We start from the raw sequence: 17793 nt of genomic DNA on the forward strand, positions 1-17793 counted from the left end.
TGACCGGAGAAAGTCAATCCACATGCCAAAGCACAAAACATGCTACCACAGCGCATTACAGCGAATACCCCCTTAAAAAAACGTCCTTTGCCGGACAAGGGGTGTCCATAATCGGACACTTTTAAAAGTTCCTCAAATTAGCTGTGGTATTGAAAGAATCTTTGTTTAATATTGTTGCCTATTCATCTATCGCTTATGACCATCATGCAACCAGCAAAGATTTTAATTGTAGACGATGATGTGGATGTTCTTCGTGCCGCCCGCCTGTTGCTGAAACGACATTTTGAACAGGTTGATTTTGAGAAGAATCCGCAAAAAATACCCTATCTCGTATCCAATTTCGATTACGATGTAATTCTGCTGGATATGAACTTTACCCGTGACCTGAGTAGCGGGAAAGAAGGATTTGAATGGCTGGACCGTATACTTGATATCAAGCCGGAAACTGCCGTGGTGTTGTTTACTGCCTATGGCGATGTAGAAATGGCGGTACGGGCTATTAAGGCCGGAGCAGTTGATTTTGTGCTGAAACCCTGGGAGAATGAAAAGCTCCTGGCTACCATTCAGAATGCCTACAATAAACGGGCAGCATTACTGCACAAACCTGTGGGAGCTGTTCATCAACCCGGAAACGGACAAATCATCGGAAAAAGCCCGGCCATGCTGGCTGTTTTTGATACCGTTTCGCGGGTAGCAGCTACCGATGCCAATATCCTGATACTGGGAGAAAACGGTACCGGGAAAGATATGCTGGCCCGACAGATCCATGCACAATCTAACCGCAGCGGTAAACCCTTTGTGAGTGTTGACCTCGGTGCCATCAGCGAAACCCTGTTTGAAAGCGAGCTTTTCGGACACGTAAAAGGCGCTTTCACTGATGCCCGCGACGACCGCGCCGGCCGCTTTGAAGAATCCAATGGCGGCTCCATTTTCCTGGATGAGATCGGTAATATCTCCATCCCATTTCAGGCTAAACTGCTGACAGTACTGCAAAACAGATCAGTCACCAAAGTAGGCTCCAATAAGAACATACCCATCGACGTCAGGTTGATATGCGCCACTAACCGCAATATACAGCACATGGCCGCCCAGCACCTGTTTCGCCAGGACTTACTCTACCGCATTAACACCATCGAAATACATCTGCCCCCGCTGCGGGAAAGAGTGGAAGATATTATTCCGCTCGCAGAACATTTCATGCAGCTGTACCGCGACAAATACAAACGTCCTGTAAACAGCATACATGAATCGCTGATTGCACAACTGCAGCGGTACGACTGGCCCGGCAATATCCGTGAGCTGCAACATGCTATCGAAAGAGCGGTGATATTGTCACAGGGGAAAACCCTGCAGCCGAAAGATGTATTCGTTAAAAATAACAACAACTCCGATCAGGCCATGGACACCGGTTATAACCTGGAAGAAATGGAACGCAACATGATCACTCAGGCCATGAAAAAATGCAATGGTAATATCACAGAGGCCGCAAAAGAACTGGGATTAAGTCGTGCTGCACTGTACCGGCGCCTGGAGAAGTACAACATATAGCTATTAGCCTTTAGTTGCTGACCGGTGTTTTTATCAAAAATAAAATATCAATCAACAATTAAAGGCTAACAACTTCCTTGCATCAAAACAACCCGCTCCCTGCATGACTCGTTTCAGTATCAATATCTGCCTGCGGGTAATCCTGCTGACAGTCACTCTTGCGGTGGCGATCTGGCTGTTTCTGCAAAATATGCAGCCACTGTCCTTCCTTGTATCACCGCTGATACTGCTGCAGATATATGGGCTTTATTACTACCTGAACCGCGTCAACCGGAAATTAACCCTGTTCCTGGAATCCATTCGTTACGAGGATTTCTCCATCCGGTTCAGCGCCGATAACAAGCTCGGGAAAAGCTTTAGCATGCTGAATCAGCAATTCAATGAAGTACTGGAAGCATTCAGGCAAACCAGGGCAGAGAAAGAAGCCAACCTGAAATATATTGATACCATCGTACAGCATATCAGTATTGGGGTGCTGTCTTTCGATGCAGACGGAAGAATTGAATTGATCAACCCGGCAGCATTTCGCCTGCTGGGTATTTACCGGCTCCGTAATCTGCAGGAATTGAAAACGGTACATCCCGGTCTGGCAGAGCTGTTGATGGAACTCCCTTCCGGCACCAAAACTCTCTATGCTACACGGCAGGAGCAACAGTTATCCATACACGCCGCTACAGTACGGTTACAGGGCCGGCTCATCAAACTCATCTCTATTCAAAACATCCATTCCGAACTGCAAAAGAAAGAGCTGGAGGCCTGGCAAAACCTGACCAAGATCCTTCGGCACGAGATCATGAACTCTGTAACCCCCATCGTATCATTGATCAGTACGATGCAGGAAATAGTTGACCTGGACATCGCTCCCGGCACACCCAATCAGGAAGGAATCTCCGACCTCCGGGAAGCACTGCAAACCGTCGAAAGCCGGAGCAAGGGCATCATGAACTTCGTAAACGCTTACCGCGACTACACGACCCTCCCACAGCCTCAGTTCACCACCGTAAACGTCAAAACCCTCGTCAACTCCGTTGCCAGCTTATTCCAGGCCGATATGAAGCAGGCTGATATCCGGTTCCTGCTGGAGATAGACGCAGACAACACTGAAATACATGCCGATACCTCCCAGCTCCAAATGGTACTCATCAACCTTGTAAAAAACGCCATGGATGCACTGGAGCATACGCCACATGGTACTATCAGTATGAAACTGTATCTTAACAATGCCCAACAGGTCTGTATAGAAATTACGGATAACGGCCCAGGTATTGATGAAGATGCGATGAATAAGATCTTTATTCCTTTCTTTACAACCAAAAAGAAAGGATCCGGTATCGGACTGAGTCTTTCACAACAAATCATACAGATGCATGGAGGGCAACTGAAAGTAATCAGTCCTGGTACTAACGGTAATGGAACAACGTTTTATGTGCTGTTAAATTCATAACCGCTATTTGTGTTACTATAATCCCTTTTTTCTATGTTTCAACCAAAAAGCCTGATTGCCTATTTTATCGTTTTACTGGCCGACCTTCTCCTGATCATTCTTGGAGAAGATCAGTACCGTCATATTACCAAACCTTTACTAACGGTGCTGCTGGCTATTTATGTGCTCTATTCGAAGGTAAAGCTGCCTTCTTCTTTTCTTGTGTTTCTGCTGCTCGCATTGTTTTTCTCTTCCCTTGGCGACGATCTGCTTCTTTTCAATGGCTTTTTCCTGCAGGGCCTCGGCAGCTTCCTGCTGGCGCACATTATGTACACGACCTTCTTTCTGAAGATCAGGTACAGTAACCCCCCGGTTCCGTTTTGCAAGTACCCGTTTATCCTGCTGAATGCGGCAGTGGAGATCGCATTCATTATGTTCCTGCTTCCATACCTCGGCGGCTACACGATACCTGTCATCTTATACGCGATCGCACTGTTCTTCACGTTGCAAAGCGCACTGCACGCTTTCCATTTCCAGTACCAGCCCGCGGGCTGGTACTGTCTTGCCGGCGCTATATTATTCATTCTGTCAGATTCCCTCATAGCAGTTGGTAAATTCTATCATCCTTTTCCCGGCATTAATGTGCTGATTATGCTCACGTACGGACTGGGCCAGTGCGGATTGGTCGTTGGAGGAATCAATTATTTTAAAAGAATTACGGATTAAAAATTACGAATTACGAATCAGGTGCGCACATCTTCTCACCTGATTCGTAATTCGTAATTTTTAATCCGTAATTCTTACATTTGTTCTACTATGCAGCAGACAGATTTTCTCGTTATTGGTTCAGGAATTGCAGGCCTCACATATGCGCTCAAGGTATCACAACAATGCCCGGATAAAAAGATCACCGTTATTACCAAAAGCCGGGAGGATGAAACCAACACCAAGTACGCCCAGGGTGGAGTAGCAGTGGTAAATGATCTGGAAAACGACAGCTTTGAGAAGCATATCGATGATACCCTTATAGCAGGGGATGGGCTTTGTAATGAGCAGGTAGTGAAGATTGTTGTCACGGAAGGCCCTGAGCGGGTTAATGAGATCATCGAATGGGGTGCCAATTTCGACAAAAACCCGGATGGAGATTTTTCCCTGGGCCGGGAAGGCGGACATTCTGTTTTCAGAGTTATTCACCACAAGGATGTAACGGGTAAAGAAATTGAGCGTGCGCTGCTGACGGCTATTCATCGCCGGCACAATATAGAATTGATTTCCCACTGCTTCGTGGTAGATCTGATCACGCAGCACCATCTCGGGTACCTGGTCACCAAAGCAACGCCGGATATTGAATGCTATGGCGTATACGTACTAAATCTCACTACCAATAAAATAGAAAAGATACTTGCCAAGACAACCCTCCTGGCAACCGGGGGGAACGGGCAGGTATACCGCTCTACCACCAATCCAACCATCGCTACCGGCGATGGCGTGGCAATGGTATACCGGGCGAAAGGCCGTATCGAGAACATGGAATTCATCCAGTTCCACCCTACAGCCCTGTACCAGCCGGGCGTCAGCCCTTCTTTCCTGATCACCGAAGCCGTAAGAGGCGATGGCGGTATACTACGCAACATACATGAAGAAGATTTCATGCATAAGTACGATCCCCGGCTGTCGCTGGCGCCCCGCGATATAGTAGCCCGCGCTATCGACAGTGAAATGAAGATCACCGGTACCGAGCATGTATACCTCGATTGCCGGCATATGGATATGGAGAAATTCATTCATCATTTCCCGAATATTTACGAAACCTGTAAAGCCGCAGGGATCGACGTAGCCACACAAATGATACCAGTAGCACCAGCAGCCCATTATAGTTGTGGAGGTATAAAAACCAATGAATGGGGTCAAACGTCCATTCGTAACCTTTACGCTTGTGGGGAATGCGCCAGCACCGGACTTCACGGTGCCAACCGCCTCGCGTCCAACTCCCTGCTGGAAGCAATGGTATTTGCCCATCGCTGCTTCATGGATGCAACTAGTAAGATTGATGCCATCGGCTTCAGGGAAAATGTGCCCGACTGGGATGCCACCGGTACCACCGCCCCCAAAGAAATGATCCTCATCACACAAAGCCTGAAAGAGCTGAAGCAGATTATGAGTGATTATGTAGGGATAGTAAGAACAGATGTCCGCCTGCAACGCGCCATGCGCCGCCTTGATATTCTCCACGAGGAAACCGAACAGCTATACGAGAAAACCATGGTGTCACCACAATTATGTGAGTTACGTAACCTGATCACTGCAGGTTACCTCATTGTGAAAGGCGCTTCCTTCCGCAAAGAAAGCAGAGGCCTGCACTATAACACAGATTATCCATATAAATCCGACCTGGTACAAAATATCGTTCTATAGGCTTTCACTACCTTTGCGGTGGATTTACAACATTAAAGGAATATGTATTACCTGCTGCTTGCTTTTTGCTATGGGATTTCTTTACTGCCTTTGCGGGTACTTTACCTTATCAGCGATCTGTTGTACGGATTGATATACCACATCATCGGATACCGCAAAAAGGTGGTAATGACCAACCTCGCCCAGGCATTTCCTGATAAGTCGGAAGCAGAGCGTATTGCCCTTGCTAAAAAATATTACCACAACCTCACCGATATGATGGTGGAAACCATCAAACTGCTCACCATGAGCAGGAAACAACTACAGAAACGGTTTACTGTCAACCTTGACGTTCTGCGCGACCTGTATGCAAAAGGCAAAAGCTGCCAGATGCACCTGGGCCATAACTTCAACTGGGAATGGGCTAACCTCTATTGTATGCAGCACGTGCAATTTCCCTTCCTTGTGGTGTATATGCCAATTACCAGCAAGCCGGTAGACCGGCTGTTCCGTCACTTCCGGGAGAAATCCGGCTCTATACTCATTCCTGCTAATGATATGGCTAACAGCATGCGGGCGTGGCAAAACAAACAGTATCTTATCGCCCTCGTTGCGGACCAGAACCCGGGCAATCCCCGCAGCTGCTTCTGGTATCCATTTTTGAATAAAATGACAGCGTTCTATAAAGGGCCGGAAATGGCCGCTAAAAGGAGCAATATACCGGTTGTATTCGTAGATATCCGTAGAATAAAAAGAGGTCACTACAAAACCACCCTGACCCTCGCATTTGAAAATCCGCAACAAGAATCGGAAGGAAAAATTACCGAAGCATTTGTGCAATTCCTGGAAAAAAATATCCACGAACAACCCGAAGTATGGGTATGGAGCCACCGGCGGTGGAAACATGAATATAAAGGAGAAAAAATTAAGAATGTATAGGAAGACATTAGTGGATATGGTATCATCAGTCACTATAGTCTTCTCATAACCTCCTGATCTTTCCTGTCTATTTCGTAATTTTTATCTCATTCGTCACCTTCCTGTTGGACAAACGCTGCGCCAGCTGAACTGCCTTATTCAATTGTTTTCTTTTAGCAGTGCCGTTTAACACTATTTCATCTTTAGTTACCACTACAGTAATATCGTTAAACCCATTGACGGAGTAAACAGAATCCAGCGCTTTCTTCAGTAATTCCTCTGGAGTATGCACCACCGGCGGTGTAAGGGGCATTACTACTTTTATACGTATGCTATCCTGAATAGACTTAACACCTTTCATGCCCTTCAACGCGTCTTCTGCGGCTGATTTGGCCACTTCATCACTTACCTCACCACTCAGGGTTACAACACCATTTTTCACATCCGCGCTAATACCAGGAATCATACTCAGCTTTTCATTCACGGCGGCTTTTAATGCTTTATCGGAAGGCTGACAGGCTAACAACATCATATTCATCAAAAAGATAATGGCTATCAGGTGCTTGGTGATCATACCCGAACATTTTTGTAGTAATAAGATAAAGAAAAAATCAGGAATTACGAAATAGAGCGAAGGCCCTGGCAGATAATAATCTAAATGAAATATTATCCGCCAGGGCCTTCGCTCTATTTCGTAATTCCTGATTCTAATTCAGCACGGTCTTCTCCTGAACCACTTCTAACCCTTTCTGATCCTTCATTTTGGCGAAACCGCCTTCTACGTTCCGCAGGTTATGTATTCCTTCTCTTTTCATGATGGAGCAGGCAATGATGCTGCGGTAACCTCCCTGGCAATGAACATAGAGGTTGTAATTATCTTCTATGGAGGCCAGTTTAGTGGTGTCTGTCAGGTCACCCAGCGGCAGGTTAAGAGCATTTTTAATATGCCCGTCTGCGTATTCGATGGGTTTGCGCACATCTACGATCACAAGATTGGGATCGTGCGGAATATCCATCGCTAACTCATCTGCTTCCACCGTAATAATCATATCTCTGGCTTCACCGGCTGCTTCCCAGGCAGGATAACCACCTTTCAGATAGCCCACGACATTATCGAACCCTACGCGCGCCATTCTTACAATCGTTTCTTCCTCTTTGCCAACAGGTGTTACAAGTATAATGTCCTGATCAAATGGCAACAAGCTGCCGGCCCATTCTGCAAAACGGCCTTCAAGACCAATACTGATCGCTCCCGGAACAAATCCATCCCCAAATTCCTTAGCAGGGCGGGCGTCAAGTATCAGTGCGCCAGCCTGGGCTTTTGCCTTGAATTCAGCCGGAGAAAATGGCTGCAGGGCCTTGTCCATCACAGCCTGTAAGGCATCGTAGCCTTCCTTGTTTATCTTGGCATTGATCGGGAAATAAGAGGGTGGCGTAGTTAAACCACTGGTAACTTCGGCTATAAATTGCGCTTTGTCCGTCGCCAGCAAAGCGTAGTTTGTCGCCTTCTCATCGCCTATTGTGCTGTACGTATTAGGGCCCAGGTTCTTACCACAGGCAGATCCCGGTCCATGTGCAGGATATACGATCACGTTATCCGGTAATGTCTTAATACGATTATTCAGCGAATCAAAAAGATGAGCAGCGAGCTCCTCTTTAGTGAGGTTGCCACTGAACAGATCCGGTCGGCCAACATCCCCCACAAATAATGTATCTCCCGTAAAAACAGCATATGGTTGTTCCTGCTCATCCAGCAACAGGTAGCACGACGATTCCAGTGTATGCCCCGGTGTGTGCAATACTTTCAGAGATACCCTGCCGATTTGGAAAACTTCATTGTCTTTCGCCAGATAAGCCTCAAAACCTGTCTGCGCATCCGGGCCATACACAATCTTAGCACCGGTAGCTGCAGCCAGTTCAAGGTGACCGGAAACGAAATCAGCGTGAAAATGGGTTTCAAAAATGTACTTAATGGTGGCGTTGCGTTCTTTTGCCAGTTCCAGATAAACGTCGATATCTCTCAACGGATCTATCACTATAGCTACCCCTTCTGATTCTACGAAGTAAGCCGCTTCTGACAAACAGTTGGTGTACAATTGTTTTACGAACATGGTTTTTGATTTTTACAAATTTACAACTTCTCCGGGGCTACACTTATGGATATAATCTATATCAAAATAAAAAAGTAGCCGCCTGGCTACTTTTTTATATAAATTCTTCCGTATGTGATACGGTATTGCTTTTAACCAACAAGTTCTTCCACAAATTTCGCCACCTCAGCAATACGTTGCTTATTAATGGTGTAGTGGATAAACTTACCATCTCTTTCTGTAATTACAATGCCAGCACGCCTTAAAATAGCGAGATGTTGCGATGCTACCGATTGTTCCAGACGCAATTTCACATAAATCTCTGTCACAGTCATTTTCTTATGATCTTCCAGCAGCTTAATCATCTGCTGACGCAGCTTATGGTTGATAGCACGTAAAACCATAGCAGCTTTCTTTACGGCAATGTAATCCAATTTGATCTGGTCTTTTTCATTGGTACCTCTAGAAATAATAAGAGTATTAGAAGAGGTAGTTAATAATGTTTTTTCCATCGCATTAATAGTTTAAAAAATGATGAAATGAAAGGGATCAACGGACAGTACTCGCAAATAGTTAGACAACAATTGCGGTAATCGATTTATACAAAAATATAATATCTGTCACAATAAAAAAAATTTCCATACCTTATTTTATCATATATATGCCCCAGATACTTGCAAATTAGATGTAATTTGACAATGTCATGACAAATAGAATGAATGTATTAAGGCTTTTGAGGAGAATAGAAAGGTTTGAGGTAAAATGGACTGAAATAAGCCAGATCAACAAATTGTTTTTCATTAAAAGCAGCCTCAGAAATAACAGCCATATGAGCGGCATTTATCTGATATTGGGCAAATATAGCATTTTTGTGTGAAGATAGCATTACCTGCCATTTCGGACTTCCATCGCCGAAAAAAATAATACGATGCGTGGACAACTGTTGCTCAAAAGACGCAGGCTCCAGTATCATAGCCTGTGGAGGTAATATTTCCTGTAACTGTACATCGTAAACAGCCGTAAACACTTCCTGCCGCCGCGCATCCAGCATAGGACAATACCATGCCGATGCATCACTAACGGTAGTCAACATTCCCTGCGCCATCATCTTCAGCGTGGAAATCGCCAGCAGCGGCTTATTCCAGGCATAACACAAACCTTTCGCAGTAGCCACACCTACCCGCAAACCCGTATAGGAACCCGGGCCGGCACTTACCGCAATGGCATCCAGCTGTCCAGGCAAAATACCCTGTTCTTTCAGGATCTGCTGCACAAATAGCGTCATCGTTGCTGCATGATCCTGCTGCTTCTCATTGATCAGCGTCTGAATAACTTTCCCATCCCGGGAAAGACTTACGGAGCCTGATGTAGTTGCAGTGTCTATATTGAGTATAAGTGCCATGAAAAAAATTAAATCGCTTCGTATGCTGTTTGTAATGAGGCGGCCACCTGGTATCTGTCGTCGCCGGTAGCTTCGTGAACCGCTTTCAGCACTTCATATACATGCCGTATCCCGATCCGCTCACTCCATTCAAATGGCCCGTGAGGATAATTAGTACCTAGTCGCATGGAAGTATCAATGTCTTCCCGGGATGCGGTACCCTCTTCTGCCGTCAGGTATGCCTCATTGATGATCATACAGATCACCCGCGGCGTTACCATTCCCACAGCATCAGACACCAGCGCATATTCCCATCCCAACTGATAGACGATATCGTCCAGAACAGCCTGCTGTCCTTCATCGATAAGAGACACCTCCAACACCGGCGTGTTGATCAGCCCGGGTAAAAAGTTGCAGCCCATGATATTAAATCCCTGCTCAAAAGCATACTGATTCATCACTTCTGTCAGCGATGTTTTTACCATCCCCGCTAATACAGGAATACCCGGATTTTTTGCATACACACGGGCATTCTCCGGCCGGTCATCGAATATCAGATCCAGCACCAGATCAAATGACCTGAGCGATAATACTTCTTCCAGGCTTGTTTTCCACTGTATCTCGTGCCGCCCGGCTATCTCCTTCCCCTGCAACTCCTCAAAACGCTGGGCATCTGCTATTACCAGGATATTCATGCGTTAAATTTCGGCAAACCTAATAAAGAATCATTAATTATAGCACATCCCGCCCCAGATGGTATGGCGCCTCATCAATTATTATTTACTTTCGTTGCTATGGAAAAACAAATCATAAATACCAGCAAAGCCCCCGCTCCTATCGGGCCTTATAATCAATCTGTAAAGGTGGGCAATACCCTGTATGTATCCGGCCAGATTCCTATTGATCCCGCTTCCGGCGAATTGATCAAATCCGGTATTGTGGATGAAGCCCATCAGTCCATGAAAAACCTCGGAGCTGTGCTGGAAGCAGCAGGCATGGATTTCCGGAACATAGTAAAAACTACCATCTTCCTCACCGATATGAATACATTTCCGCAGGTAAACGAAGTATATGGCAGCTACTTTTCCGGGGATTATCCTGCCAGAGAAACAGTACAGGTAGCCGCACTTCCGAAAGGAGTAAACGTGGAGATATCTGTAATAGCGGTTAGCTTTTAGCTGTCAGCATCCAGCTAAGCGAAGACTGATAAACGCCTCCGCTTAGCTGGATGCCGGTTGCTAGCGGCCAAACAACGCTTTTGCCAGCTTTTCATCATGCCCGTATACGTCGTTGCGGAAGTTAAGCTTTCCGTTACTGTCTACGAACGCTGTGAAGTATACAATGAAAACCGGTATTTTTTCTTTCAGGGTAACAAATTTCTCTTTGTTACCATTCATTGCTTCATCTATTTTCTGTTCTGTCCAGGTAGAATCATCCCTCAACAGCCATTCTGCCAGATGTTTGGGCTCAGCTATCCTGATACAGCCATGACTGAATGAACGGTCGTTTTCTCCGAACAGGTAACGTGCAGGTGTATCGTGCAAATAGATATTATACTCGTTCGGGAAAAGGAACTTTACTTTCCCCAATGAGTTTTTACCTCCCGGTTTTTGCCGTACAATGTAAGGGAAATTGGCGCCGGAGTATTTGCTGAAATTAATAGATCCTGGAGAAATTGTTTTCCCACTGGCTCCTACTATTTCCATATTCTGACGCGCCAGATAACCCGCCCCACTGCGTTTCAGACCGGGTAACACTTCTTTGGCCAATATTCCCGGAGGTACGTTCCAATACGGGCTGAACACAACATAGCGAAGGTCTTTTGTAAAGATCACCGTGCTTGCCCCTGGCTTTCCAACCACCACATTACAGCTCCACGCCAGCTTTCCTTTATCGTATACGTGCATTTTAAACTGGGGAATATTCACCAGGATATAATCGGTTGTTGGCTCCATGGGCACCCAGCGGAGGCGCTCCATATTCAACAGGATCTTTTGTACCAGTTGTTGTATAGGAATATTCAGGGCATCCAGCACACCTTTGTTAATAGTACCGTCTTCTTTTAATCCCATACGGTTCTGAAAACTACGTACTGCTGTATCCAGCGCTGCAGTGAAACGCTTGCTGCTATCAGTTCCCGGCAGATCCCCAAATGCTTCCAGGCGATATTTCACCTGCGCAATCACTTCTGACGAATCTCCTTTCTTAAAACTTTTCTGTGTAGTACGGATAGAATCCCACTTGCTGGTTGATTCAATCTTAGCCAGTTTTTTCAACTGCTCACGGAGCATTTTATAGTGCCTGTTCACCGGTTCGTCGTCCTGGAAAGTATTGTTGCCTTTTTTATTCACCACCGAATCCAGGAGGCTTTCCATATCTATTTTCTTGCGGGGGATAAACCATTCCAGGTCTTTCGCTGAATCGGCGGTAAGCCCACCCCATACTTTATTTCCGTAAGCAAAGAACTGAGTAGTGAGCATCATTTCAATGCGCGGGATAGCCGTATCTCCAGGCTTCAGCCCTTCGTCGCTCACCAGCAATGTATCGGTTAACTGCTGCAGCTCCGGCGTCATCAGCGTACTGTCTTTAATCCCATAAGCAGCGTCGTTCTTCATCATATTAATGAAGTTACTCGCCTGCTCTGTCAGCCCGTCTTTGTTGATCCAGGCGTAATGAAAATCACGCTTACGATAAAAATTCAGAATATACTCATCATACGCATTGTAGGTCTTATGCGTTTGCAGAAATTTACTGACGAAGTTGCTGTCTAACGTTTGTTCTATATACGCCTGTTTGGTATAGTGAGTGGTATCTCTCGTCCTTGTCTTTTTTTGGGTTCCGACCTGTTGTTGACAGGCAACAAAAATCAAAACGGCCGACAAAGCGAGTACAGAGTAAAAACGTGTAGTCATATGTGTTAAGGGTGTATTTTAAAACTTTAAAACAACACGACAATAATACTATTGGGGATTAAAGGGTATTGTAACGGTAAATGTATGAAATATATACGCTTATACAACCCTGCCATTGCCGGAATCTCCTGTAACCGTTATATTTAATATCTAAATAACACCCGGTATGAATAAACCCGTTTCCCTGGATAATATTCCTGTTAAGAATACGATTGCCGGCCATTATGGCCAGTTTGTGCATGGGAGTAAAAGTACGTTGGCATTTTGGGAGATAACAGCCGGATCTGTATCTCCTGTTCACGAGCACCCGCATGAGCAGATCACTTACGTGGCGGAAGGTATTTTTGAGATGGAACTGGCAGGGCAGCGGTACACGCTGCGGCAGCACGATACGCTGGTAATTCCGCCGAATACGCCACATGGTGGCAGGGCGCTTACCGACTGCCGGCTAATCGACAGTTTCAGCCCTGCGCGCGACGATTACCGTTTTGGGCAATAAAACAAATGACCGGTGCAATTAGCTGCCCGGTCATTTGTTTTAATAATATTTCGCTCGGTTTAGAGTTTAATTTCTTCATCGTTTGCATCAAAGAAACGATATTCAGTGAGGTGGTAGTTGTTATCGGCTTTCAGGCGTATCCACTTCTTATAATGGAAATACCATTTCCATTGTTTAGACACGAGGAATCCTTTGGTAAGGTAAGCATACAGGATTGGATGTACGCGGATAGTCAGTCCTTTATGCTGATGGTTAAGCAGGTATTGGAGATTTTTCTCAATATCTTCCAGGATAAGCATGGAAGCACCTATTTTTCCGGTACCACGACAGGTTGGGCAATCTTCTGCAACAGAAATGGTGATTTCAGGTTTCACCCGTTGACGGGTGATCTGCATCAGACCAAATTTTGAGATAGGCAGGATAGTGTGTTTAGCTCTGTCCTGTGCCATGAATTTCTCCATTGCCTCGAAGATGGCCTTTTTGTTTTCCGGCAGTTTCATATCAATGAAGTCAATGATAATGATACCGCCCAGATCCCTCAGGCGCAGCTGGCGGGCAATTTCAGCAGCAGCTTCCAGGTTGGAGGCCAGCGCATTCTGCTCCTGGTTATTGCTGGAGCTTTTATAGCCACTGTTCACGTCTACCACATGCAACGCTTCAGTAGCCTCAATAATGAGATATACACCACTGTCGAGATTTACAGTTTTACCAAACGAGGCTTTTACCTGGCGGGTAATACCGAAATTATCGAAGATGGGAGAACCGTTGTTATAGTAGTTGACAATATCAGATTTCTCAGGCGCTATCTTCTGGATATACGTCTTTGTATCTGTATAAATGTTTTTATCGTTGACCACAATACGATTGAAACTCTCGTTGAGCAGATCCCGAAGTATGCTGGTAGTCTTCGTTTGCTCGCTCAGAATCTTCTGGGGCGCCTGGCCGCCATTAAGATTCGCCTGGATATTCTTCCAGGTTTGAACGAGCGTGGTCAGATCCTCATGTAATTCAGCCGTTTTCTTTCCTTCAGCAGCAGTGCGGACAATGACACCGAAGTTCGGTGCCTTGATCGCTTCCACAATCTTTTGCAATCTTTTTCTTTCCTCGGAAGAGTGGATCTTTTTAGAGACCGCAACAATGTCATTAAAGGGCGTTAACACGATAAAACGTCCGGGAAGAGAAATCTCACAACTAAGACGGGGGCCCTTGGAAGAAATGGGTTCCTTTAAAATCTGTACGAGGATATTGGGTTTGCCACCCAAAACATCTGTGATTTTTCCGGTTTTGACTATTTCCGGTTCATTTTTAAACTTCGTAAAATCAAATCCATCGGGCGTTTTATCGCTGATGGCCATTGAAGTAAATTTAAGAATGGAGCGGATATAGGGGCTGAGATCCGTGTAATGTAAGAAGGCATCCTTTTCGAAGCCTACGTCAACAAATGCAGCATTTAAGCCGGGTATCAGTTTTTTCACTTTACCCAGGTATAAATCGCCTACTGCGAAGTTCGGATTGCCACTTTCGTGATGCAATTCCACCAGCTTCTTATCTTCCAGTAACGCAATTTCCACCCCTGTGGGAGCCGCATTTATAATAAGTTCCTTATTCAAGCGTCCAAAATTTTAACCTTTAAAACTTCACCTTTATGCTATGCACACGGCTATTTAAGAACAGCTTACTGCATACCAAAACAATAGCTCACCATAAAGTTAGCGTATTTATTCACGTTCGTGATGATGGATTGCTTAAGGGTTCAGCGATCACAGCAGGTAATGTCCGGAGAATTCAGTTGCGGGATCTATGGAAACAACCTGCATGACTATAGCAATTTAAGAAGTAAATGCTAAAATCATGCAGGATATATGAAAATTTTTATCCGACCACCGCGCCGGGAGCATACCTTATTAGTATAAATGGCGGGAAACTGGAGTAATTATTTCTTCTTACTTTTATGCCGGTTCTTTCTCAGTCTTTTTTTACGCTTGTGAGTAGCAATTTTATGTCTTTTTCTTTTCTTACCGCAAGGCATACGCTGATACGTTTTTAAATGATTGAAAAATAATATTATTGAATACTTTTAATATAATTGTCCACTTCCTTCTTCAACTCCGGATCTTTCATCAATTCCCTGCTTTTTTGAAACAGTTCAATTGCCTTCTTCTTATCTCCTTTACTCCTGTATGATTCCGCCAGTACAAAAAGTACCTTGGCATCATCCGGATGCTTTTTCACCACCCCTTCCAGCCGCTCAATGGCCTTGTCGTACTGACCGGATGTTATCGCCAGATTGGCCAGTGTCACCTGTGCATCAATATTATCCGGATGCTCAGCTACTACTTCTCTTAATCTGGCTACCCCTGCCATAGGCTGACCGGTGTTCATATACACCATCGCCTGAGAGATTTTCAATGTATCGTTGCCAGGATTAAGCTTCAGTGCCTGATCAAACAACTCAATTGCATTGTCGGCCTCCCATTTCGCAACACGCGGATCTTCTGCATGTTGCAGGTGAGCTAAAAATAAATTGGCTGCAAAGGTGAGGCTTTTTTCGGAATTTTCCAACTTAGCTGCTTCACTCAGATAATATGCAGCTACCGGAAGTTGATTGAGGCTGTCCCAGGTATTGTATAATTGATGATATGCGGCTATCTTTTGGGCTTTCACGTCTCCGCGCACAATATTGGTTTCGACGGTATTGATCTGAAGCAATTTGTCGGCAGGAATCTTACCTTTAGCGGTTGTCAGCAGTTCAGAAAAGGCAATAGCCTCCACTTCCTGTCCACCCTGCATTGGGGCAGCAGATGACATAGGTTTTTTTTCTGACCGGGGCACAGTTCGGCCAAAGGCGAATAATATCACCAATAGTGCTACCGCAGCACCCACCAGAAGAACTTGTGTTTTTTGCATCGCCTAAAATATTAGGCAGCAAAATTAAGAACTTTTGAGCTTCTTTACCTCAGCTACAAATTCTTTCGAAGGTTTGAACGCCGGAATAAAATGCTCAGGAATCTCCACAGCTACGTTCTTCTTGATGTTTCGTCCAATCTTGGCAGCCCTTTTCTTGGTTATGAAACTTCCAAAGCCACGGATATAAATATGTTCTCCGTTTGCCAGTGCTTCTTTCACCTCCTTGAACATGGCCTCAAGTGTGACTAGCACATCAACTTTAGGGATGCCGGTTTTTTCAGCAATGTTGTTTATTAAATCAGCTTTTCTCATATGAAAGCGAGAGGATTACTTTACTCTCAAAGTTAATTTAAAAATTCTAATTGCTGAATTTTAAGCAAATAAATTTTATCATTTTTTCTTATAACTGGTATTGGCGATAATTTATATTTATTTGCAGGCCCGGAAAGGGGTATTCTGTTGTTCCTTAAGGGTTTTCTACAGCATTTGCCATATCAATATACTAAATAATTTTATTAAAATAATATATAAATGACGTCACCCCGACTTTTTTTTACCGAAAAATTACTGGAGTGGAACCAGGACACCAATACCAGGCAGATGCCCTGGAAAAATGAAAAAGATCCGTACCGTATATGGCTGTCTGAAATCATTCTTCAACAAACCCGCGTAGAACAGGGCTGGCCTTACTATGAACGCTTTATAGAAAATTATCCTACCGTGAAAAAACTGGCCGCTGCCCCGGACGAAGCCGTTTTCCGCCTCTGGCAGGGACTCGGATATTATGCCCGCTGCAAGAATATGCTCGCCGCCGCCCGAACAATCGCCAATGACTATAACGGTAAATTTCCCGACCAGTACGAACAGATCAAAGCATTGAAAGGCATCGGACCTTACACCGCCGCCGCTATTGCATCGTTCGCCTTTAACCTGCCCCATGCAGTACTGGATGGCAACGTTTTCAGGGTACTCTCCCGCTTCTTTGGTATCGATACACCGATCGACAGTACCGCCGGCAGGAAACAGTTCGACAAACTCGCCGGAGAATTGCTGCCAGCCGGTCGCTCCGCAGAATACAACCAAAGTATTATGGACTTCGGCGCCATAGTATGTAAGCCACAGCTGCCACTCTGCGATGAATGCCCGCTGCAGAAAAAATGTACGGCTTATCATCAGCAACTGGTTACATTGCTTCCGGTAAAAACCAAAAAACTACAGATTAAAAAAAGATATTTCAATTATTTCATCGTCCACCATAAAAACAACACCTTCATCCGCAAAAGAACAGGCAATGATATCTGGCAGAACCTGCATGAATTTGTACTGATCGAAACTACTGCCCCGGCTGATATGACCACCCTTCAGGATTCTGCTGTACTCAAAGAATTATTCGGTAGTATTCCTTTCGAAATAGAAAAAATTTCAGCGCCCTTTAAACAACAACTCACCCATCAGACTATTCACAGCCAATTCATTACCCTGTCGGTTAAACAGCCACCACAGCTCTCCGGCTATATACAGGTGCCGCTTGAAAAACTCGACAGCTACGCGTTTCCTAAAACAATCACTACATTTCTGGAAAGCAACAAGCTGCAATTATTCTGACCAGAACACATAGGAATAAAAAATATACATTGGATACAGACACTGTTTAAGATCAATTGCTAAAATGAAAATCCGGCTTAACCTGCTGCCAGTAAGAAATTTTTCCCTATCGATTG

The 17793-nt window shown here is 45.0% G+C and carries 17 protein-coding genes; 8 read left to right on the forward strand and 9 right to left on the reverse strand.

All coding sequences use genetic code 11. The annotated features are described in order from the left end of the window. Positions 1-195 precede the first annotated feature (195 nt). From UNH61_RS28335 to UNH61_RS28355, 5 genes are all read left to right on the forward strand, one after another. Positions 196-1548, forward strand: coding sequence for a sigma-54 dependent transcriptional regulator (locus UNH61_RS28335; RefSeq protein WP_339071586.1), 1353 nt, complete (start codon positions 196-198; stop codon positions 1546-1548). A 103-nt stretch (positions 1549-1651) separates the two neighbouring features. Next, complete coding sequence (locus UNH61_RS28340) at positions 1652-2992, forward strand: ATP-binding protein (RefSeq protein WP_326995374.1); 1341 nt, start codon at positions 1652-1654, stop codon at positions 2990-2992. A gap of 33 nt (positions 2993-3025) precedes the next feature. Then, positions 3026-3697, forward strand: coding sequence for a lysoplasmalogenase (locus UNH61_RS28345; RefSeq protein ID WP_326995375.1), 672 nt, complete (start codon positions 3026-3028; stop codon positions 3695-3697). A gap of 90 nt (positions 3698-3787) precedes the next feature. After that, positions 3788-5386, forward strand: a complete 1599-nt coding sequence (gene nadB / locus UNH61_RS28350) for an L-aspartate oxidase (RefSeq protein WP_326995376.1) — start codon at positions 3788-3790, stop codon at positions 5384-5386. A 42-nt stretch (positions 5387-5428) separates the two neighbouring features. Then, on the forward strand, positions 5429-6304 hold the full coding sequence (locus tag UNH61_RS28355; protein ID WP_326995377.1) for a lysophospholipid acyltransferase family protein: 876 nt from the start codon (positions 5429-5431) through the stop codon (positions 6302-6304). 67 nt (positions 6305-6371) lie between these two features. On the opposite strand, the gene UNH61_RS28360 is transcribed toward UNH61_RS28355, so the two are convergent. The 5 genes from UNH61_RS28360 to UNH61_RS28380 form a co-directional block, all read right to left on the reverse strand. Next, the gene (locus tag UNH61_RS28360) at positions 6372-6857 is read right to left on the reverse strand and encodes a BON domain-containing protein (RefSeq protein WP_326995378.1); all 486 of its coding nucleotides are present in this window, start codon (positions 6855-6857) and stop codon (positions 6372-6374) included. Positions 6858-6990: 133 nt separating this feature from the next. Continuing rightward, the gene (locus UNH61_RS28365; RefSeq protein WP_326995379.1) at positions 6991-8394 is read right to left on the reverse strand and encodes an MBL fold metallo-hydrolase; all 1404 of its coding nucleotides are present in this window, start codon (positions 8392-8394) and stop codon (positions 6991-6993) included. 131 nt (positions 8395-8525) lie between these two features. Continuing rightward, the gene (locus tag UNH61_RS28370) at positions 8526-8885 is read right to left on the reverse strand and encodes a metalloregulator ArsR/SmtB family transcription factor (protein ID WP_012788619.1); all 360 of its coding nucleotides are present in this window, start codon (positions 8883-8885) and stop codon (positions 8526-8528) included. 212 nt (positions 8886-9097) lie between these two features. Then, the gene (gene tsaB, locus UNH61_RS28375; protein WP_326995380.1) at positions 9098-9775 is read right to left on the reverse strand and encodes a tRNA (adenosine(37)-N6)-threonylcarbamoyltransferase complex dimerization subunit type 1 TsaB; all 678 of its coding nucleotides are present in this window, start codon (positions 9773-9775) and stop codon (positions 9098-9100) included. A gap of 8 nt (positions 9776-9783) precedes the next feature. Further along, entirely contained in the window at positions 9784-10449 is a 666-nt protein-coding gene (locus tag UNH61_RS28380; protein ID WP_326995381.1) for a 3-hydroxyacyl-CoA dehydrogenase family protein, read from the reverse strand. Positions 10450-10548: 99 nt separating this feature from the next. On the opposite strand from UNH61_RS28380, the gene UNH61_RS28385 reads away from it, so the two are divergent. Further along, the gene (locus UNH61_RS28385; RefSeq protein WP_326995382.1) at positions 10549-10932 is read left to right on the forward strand and encodes a RidA family protein; all 384 of its coding nucleotides are present in this window, start codon (positions 10549-10551) and stop codon (positions 10930-10932) included. A 60-nt stretch (positions 10933-10992) separates the two neighbouring features. Here the strand turns inward: UNH61_RS28385 and UNH61_RS28390 are convergent, their stop codons facing one another. Then, entirely contained in the window at positions 10993-12666 is a 1674-nt protein-coding gene (locus UNH61_RS28390; protein WP_326995383.1) for a L,D-transpeptidase family protein, read from the reverse strand. Between the two features lie 166 nt (positions 12667-12832). On the opposite strand from UNH61_RS28390, the gene UNH61_RS28395 reads away from it, so the two are divergent. Next, the gene (locus UNH61_RS28395; protein WP_326995384.1) at positions 12833-13165 is read left to right on the forward strand and encodes a cupin domain-containing protein; all 333 of its coding nucleotides are present in this window, start codon (positions 12833-12835) and stop codon (positions 13163-13165) included. 59 nt (positions 13166-13224) lie between these two features. Here the strand turns inward: UNH61_RS28395 and UNH61_RS28400 are convergent, their stop codons facing one another. The 3 genes from UNH61_RS28400 to UNH61_RS28410 form a co-directional block, all read right to left on the reverse strand. Continuing rightward, complete coding sequence (locus UNH61_RS28400) at positions 13225-14775, reverse strand: Rne/Rng family ribonuclease (protein WP_326995385.1); 1551 nt, start codon at positions 14773-14775, stop codon at positions 13225-13227. 454 nt (positions 14776-15229) lie between these two features. Continuing rightward, positions 15230-16072, reverse strand: coding sequence for a tetratricopeptide repeat protein (locus UNH61_RS28405; protein ID WP_326995386.1), 843 nt, complete (start codon positions 16070-16072; stop codon positions 15230-15232). A 24-nt stretch (positions 16073-16096) separates the two neighbouring features. Beyond that, positions 16097-16384 carry an HU family DNA-binding protein gene (locus UNH61_RS28410; protein ID WP_073084475.1) on the reverse strand — a complete coding sequence of 96 codons (288 nt, stop codon included), beginning with the start codon at positions 16382-16384 and terminating at the stop codon, positions 16097-16099. Positions 16385-16603: 219 nt separating this feature from the next. On the opposite strand from UNH61_RS28410, the gene mutY reads away from it, so the two are divergent. Then, the gene (gene mutY / locus UNH61_RS28415; protein WP_326995387.1) at positions 16604-17677 is read left to right on the forward strand and encodes an A/G-specific adenine glycosylase; all 1074 of its coding nucleotides are present in this window, start codon (positions 16604-16606) and stop codon (positions 17675-17677) included. Positions 17678-17793 lie beyond the last annotated feature (116 nt).

Source organism: Chitinophaga sp. 180180018-3, assembly GCF_037893185.1.
GTDB lineage: Bacteria > Bacteroidota > Bacteroidia > Chitinophagales > Chitinophagaceae > Chitinophaga.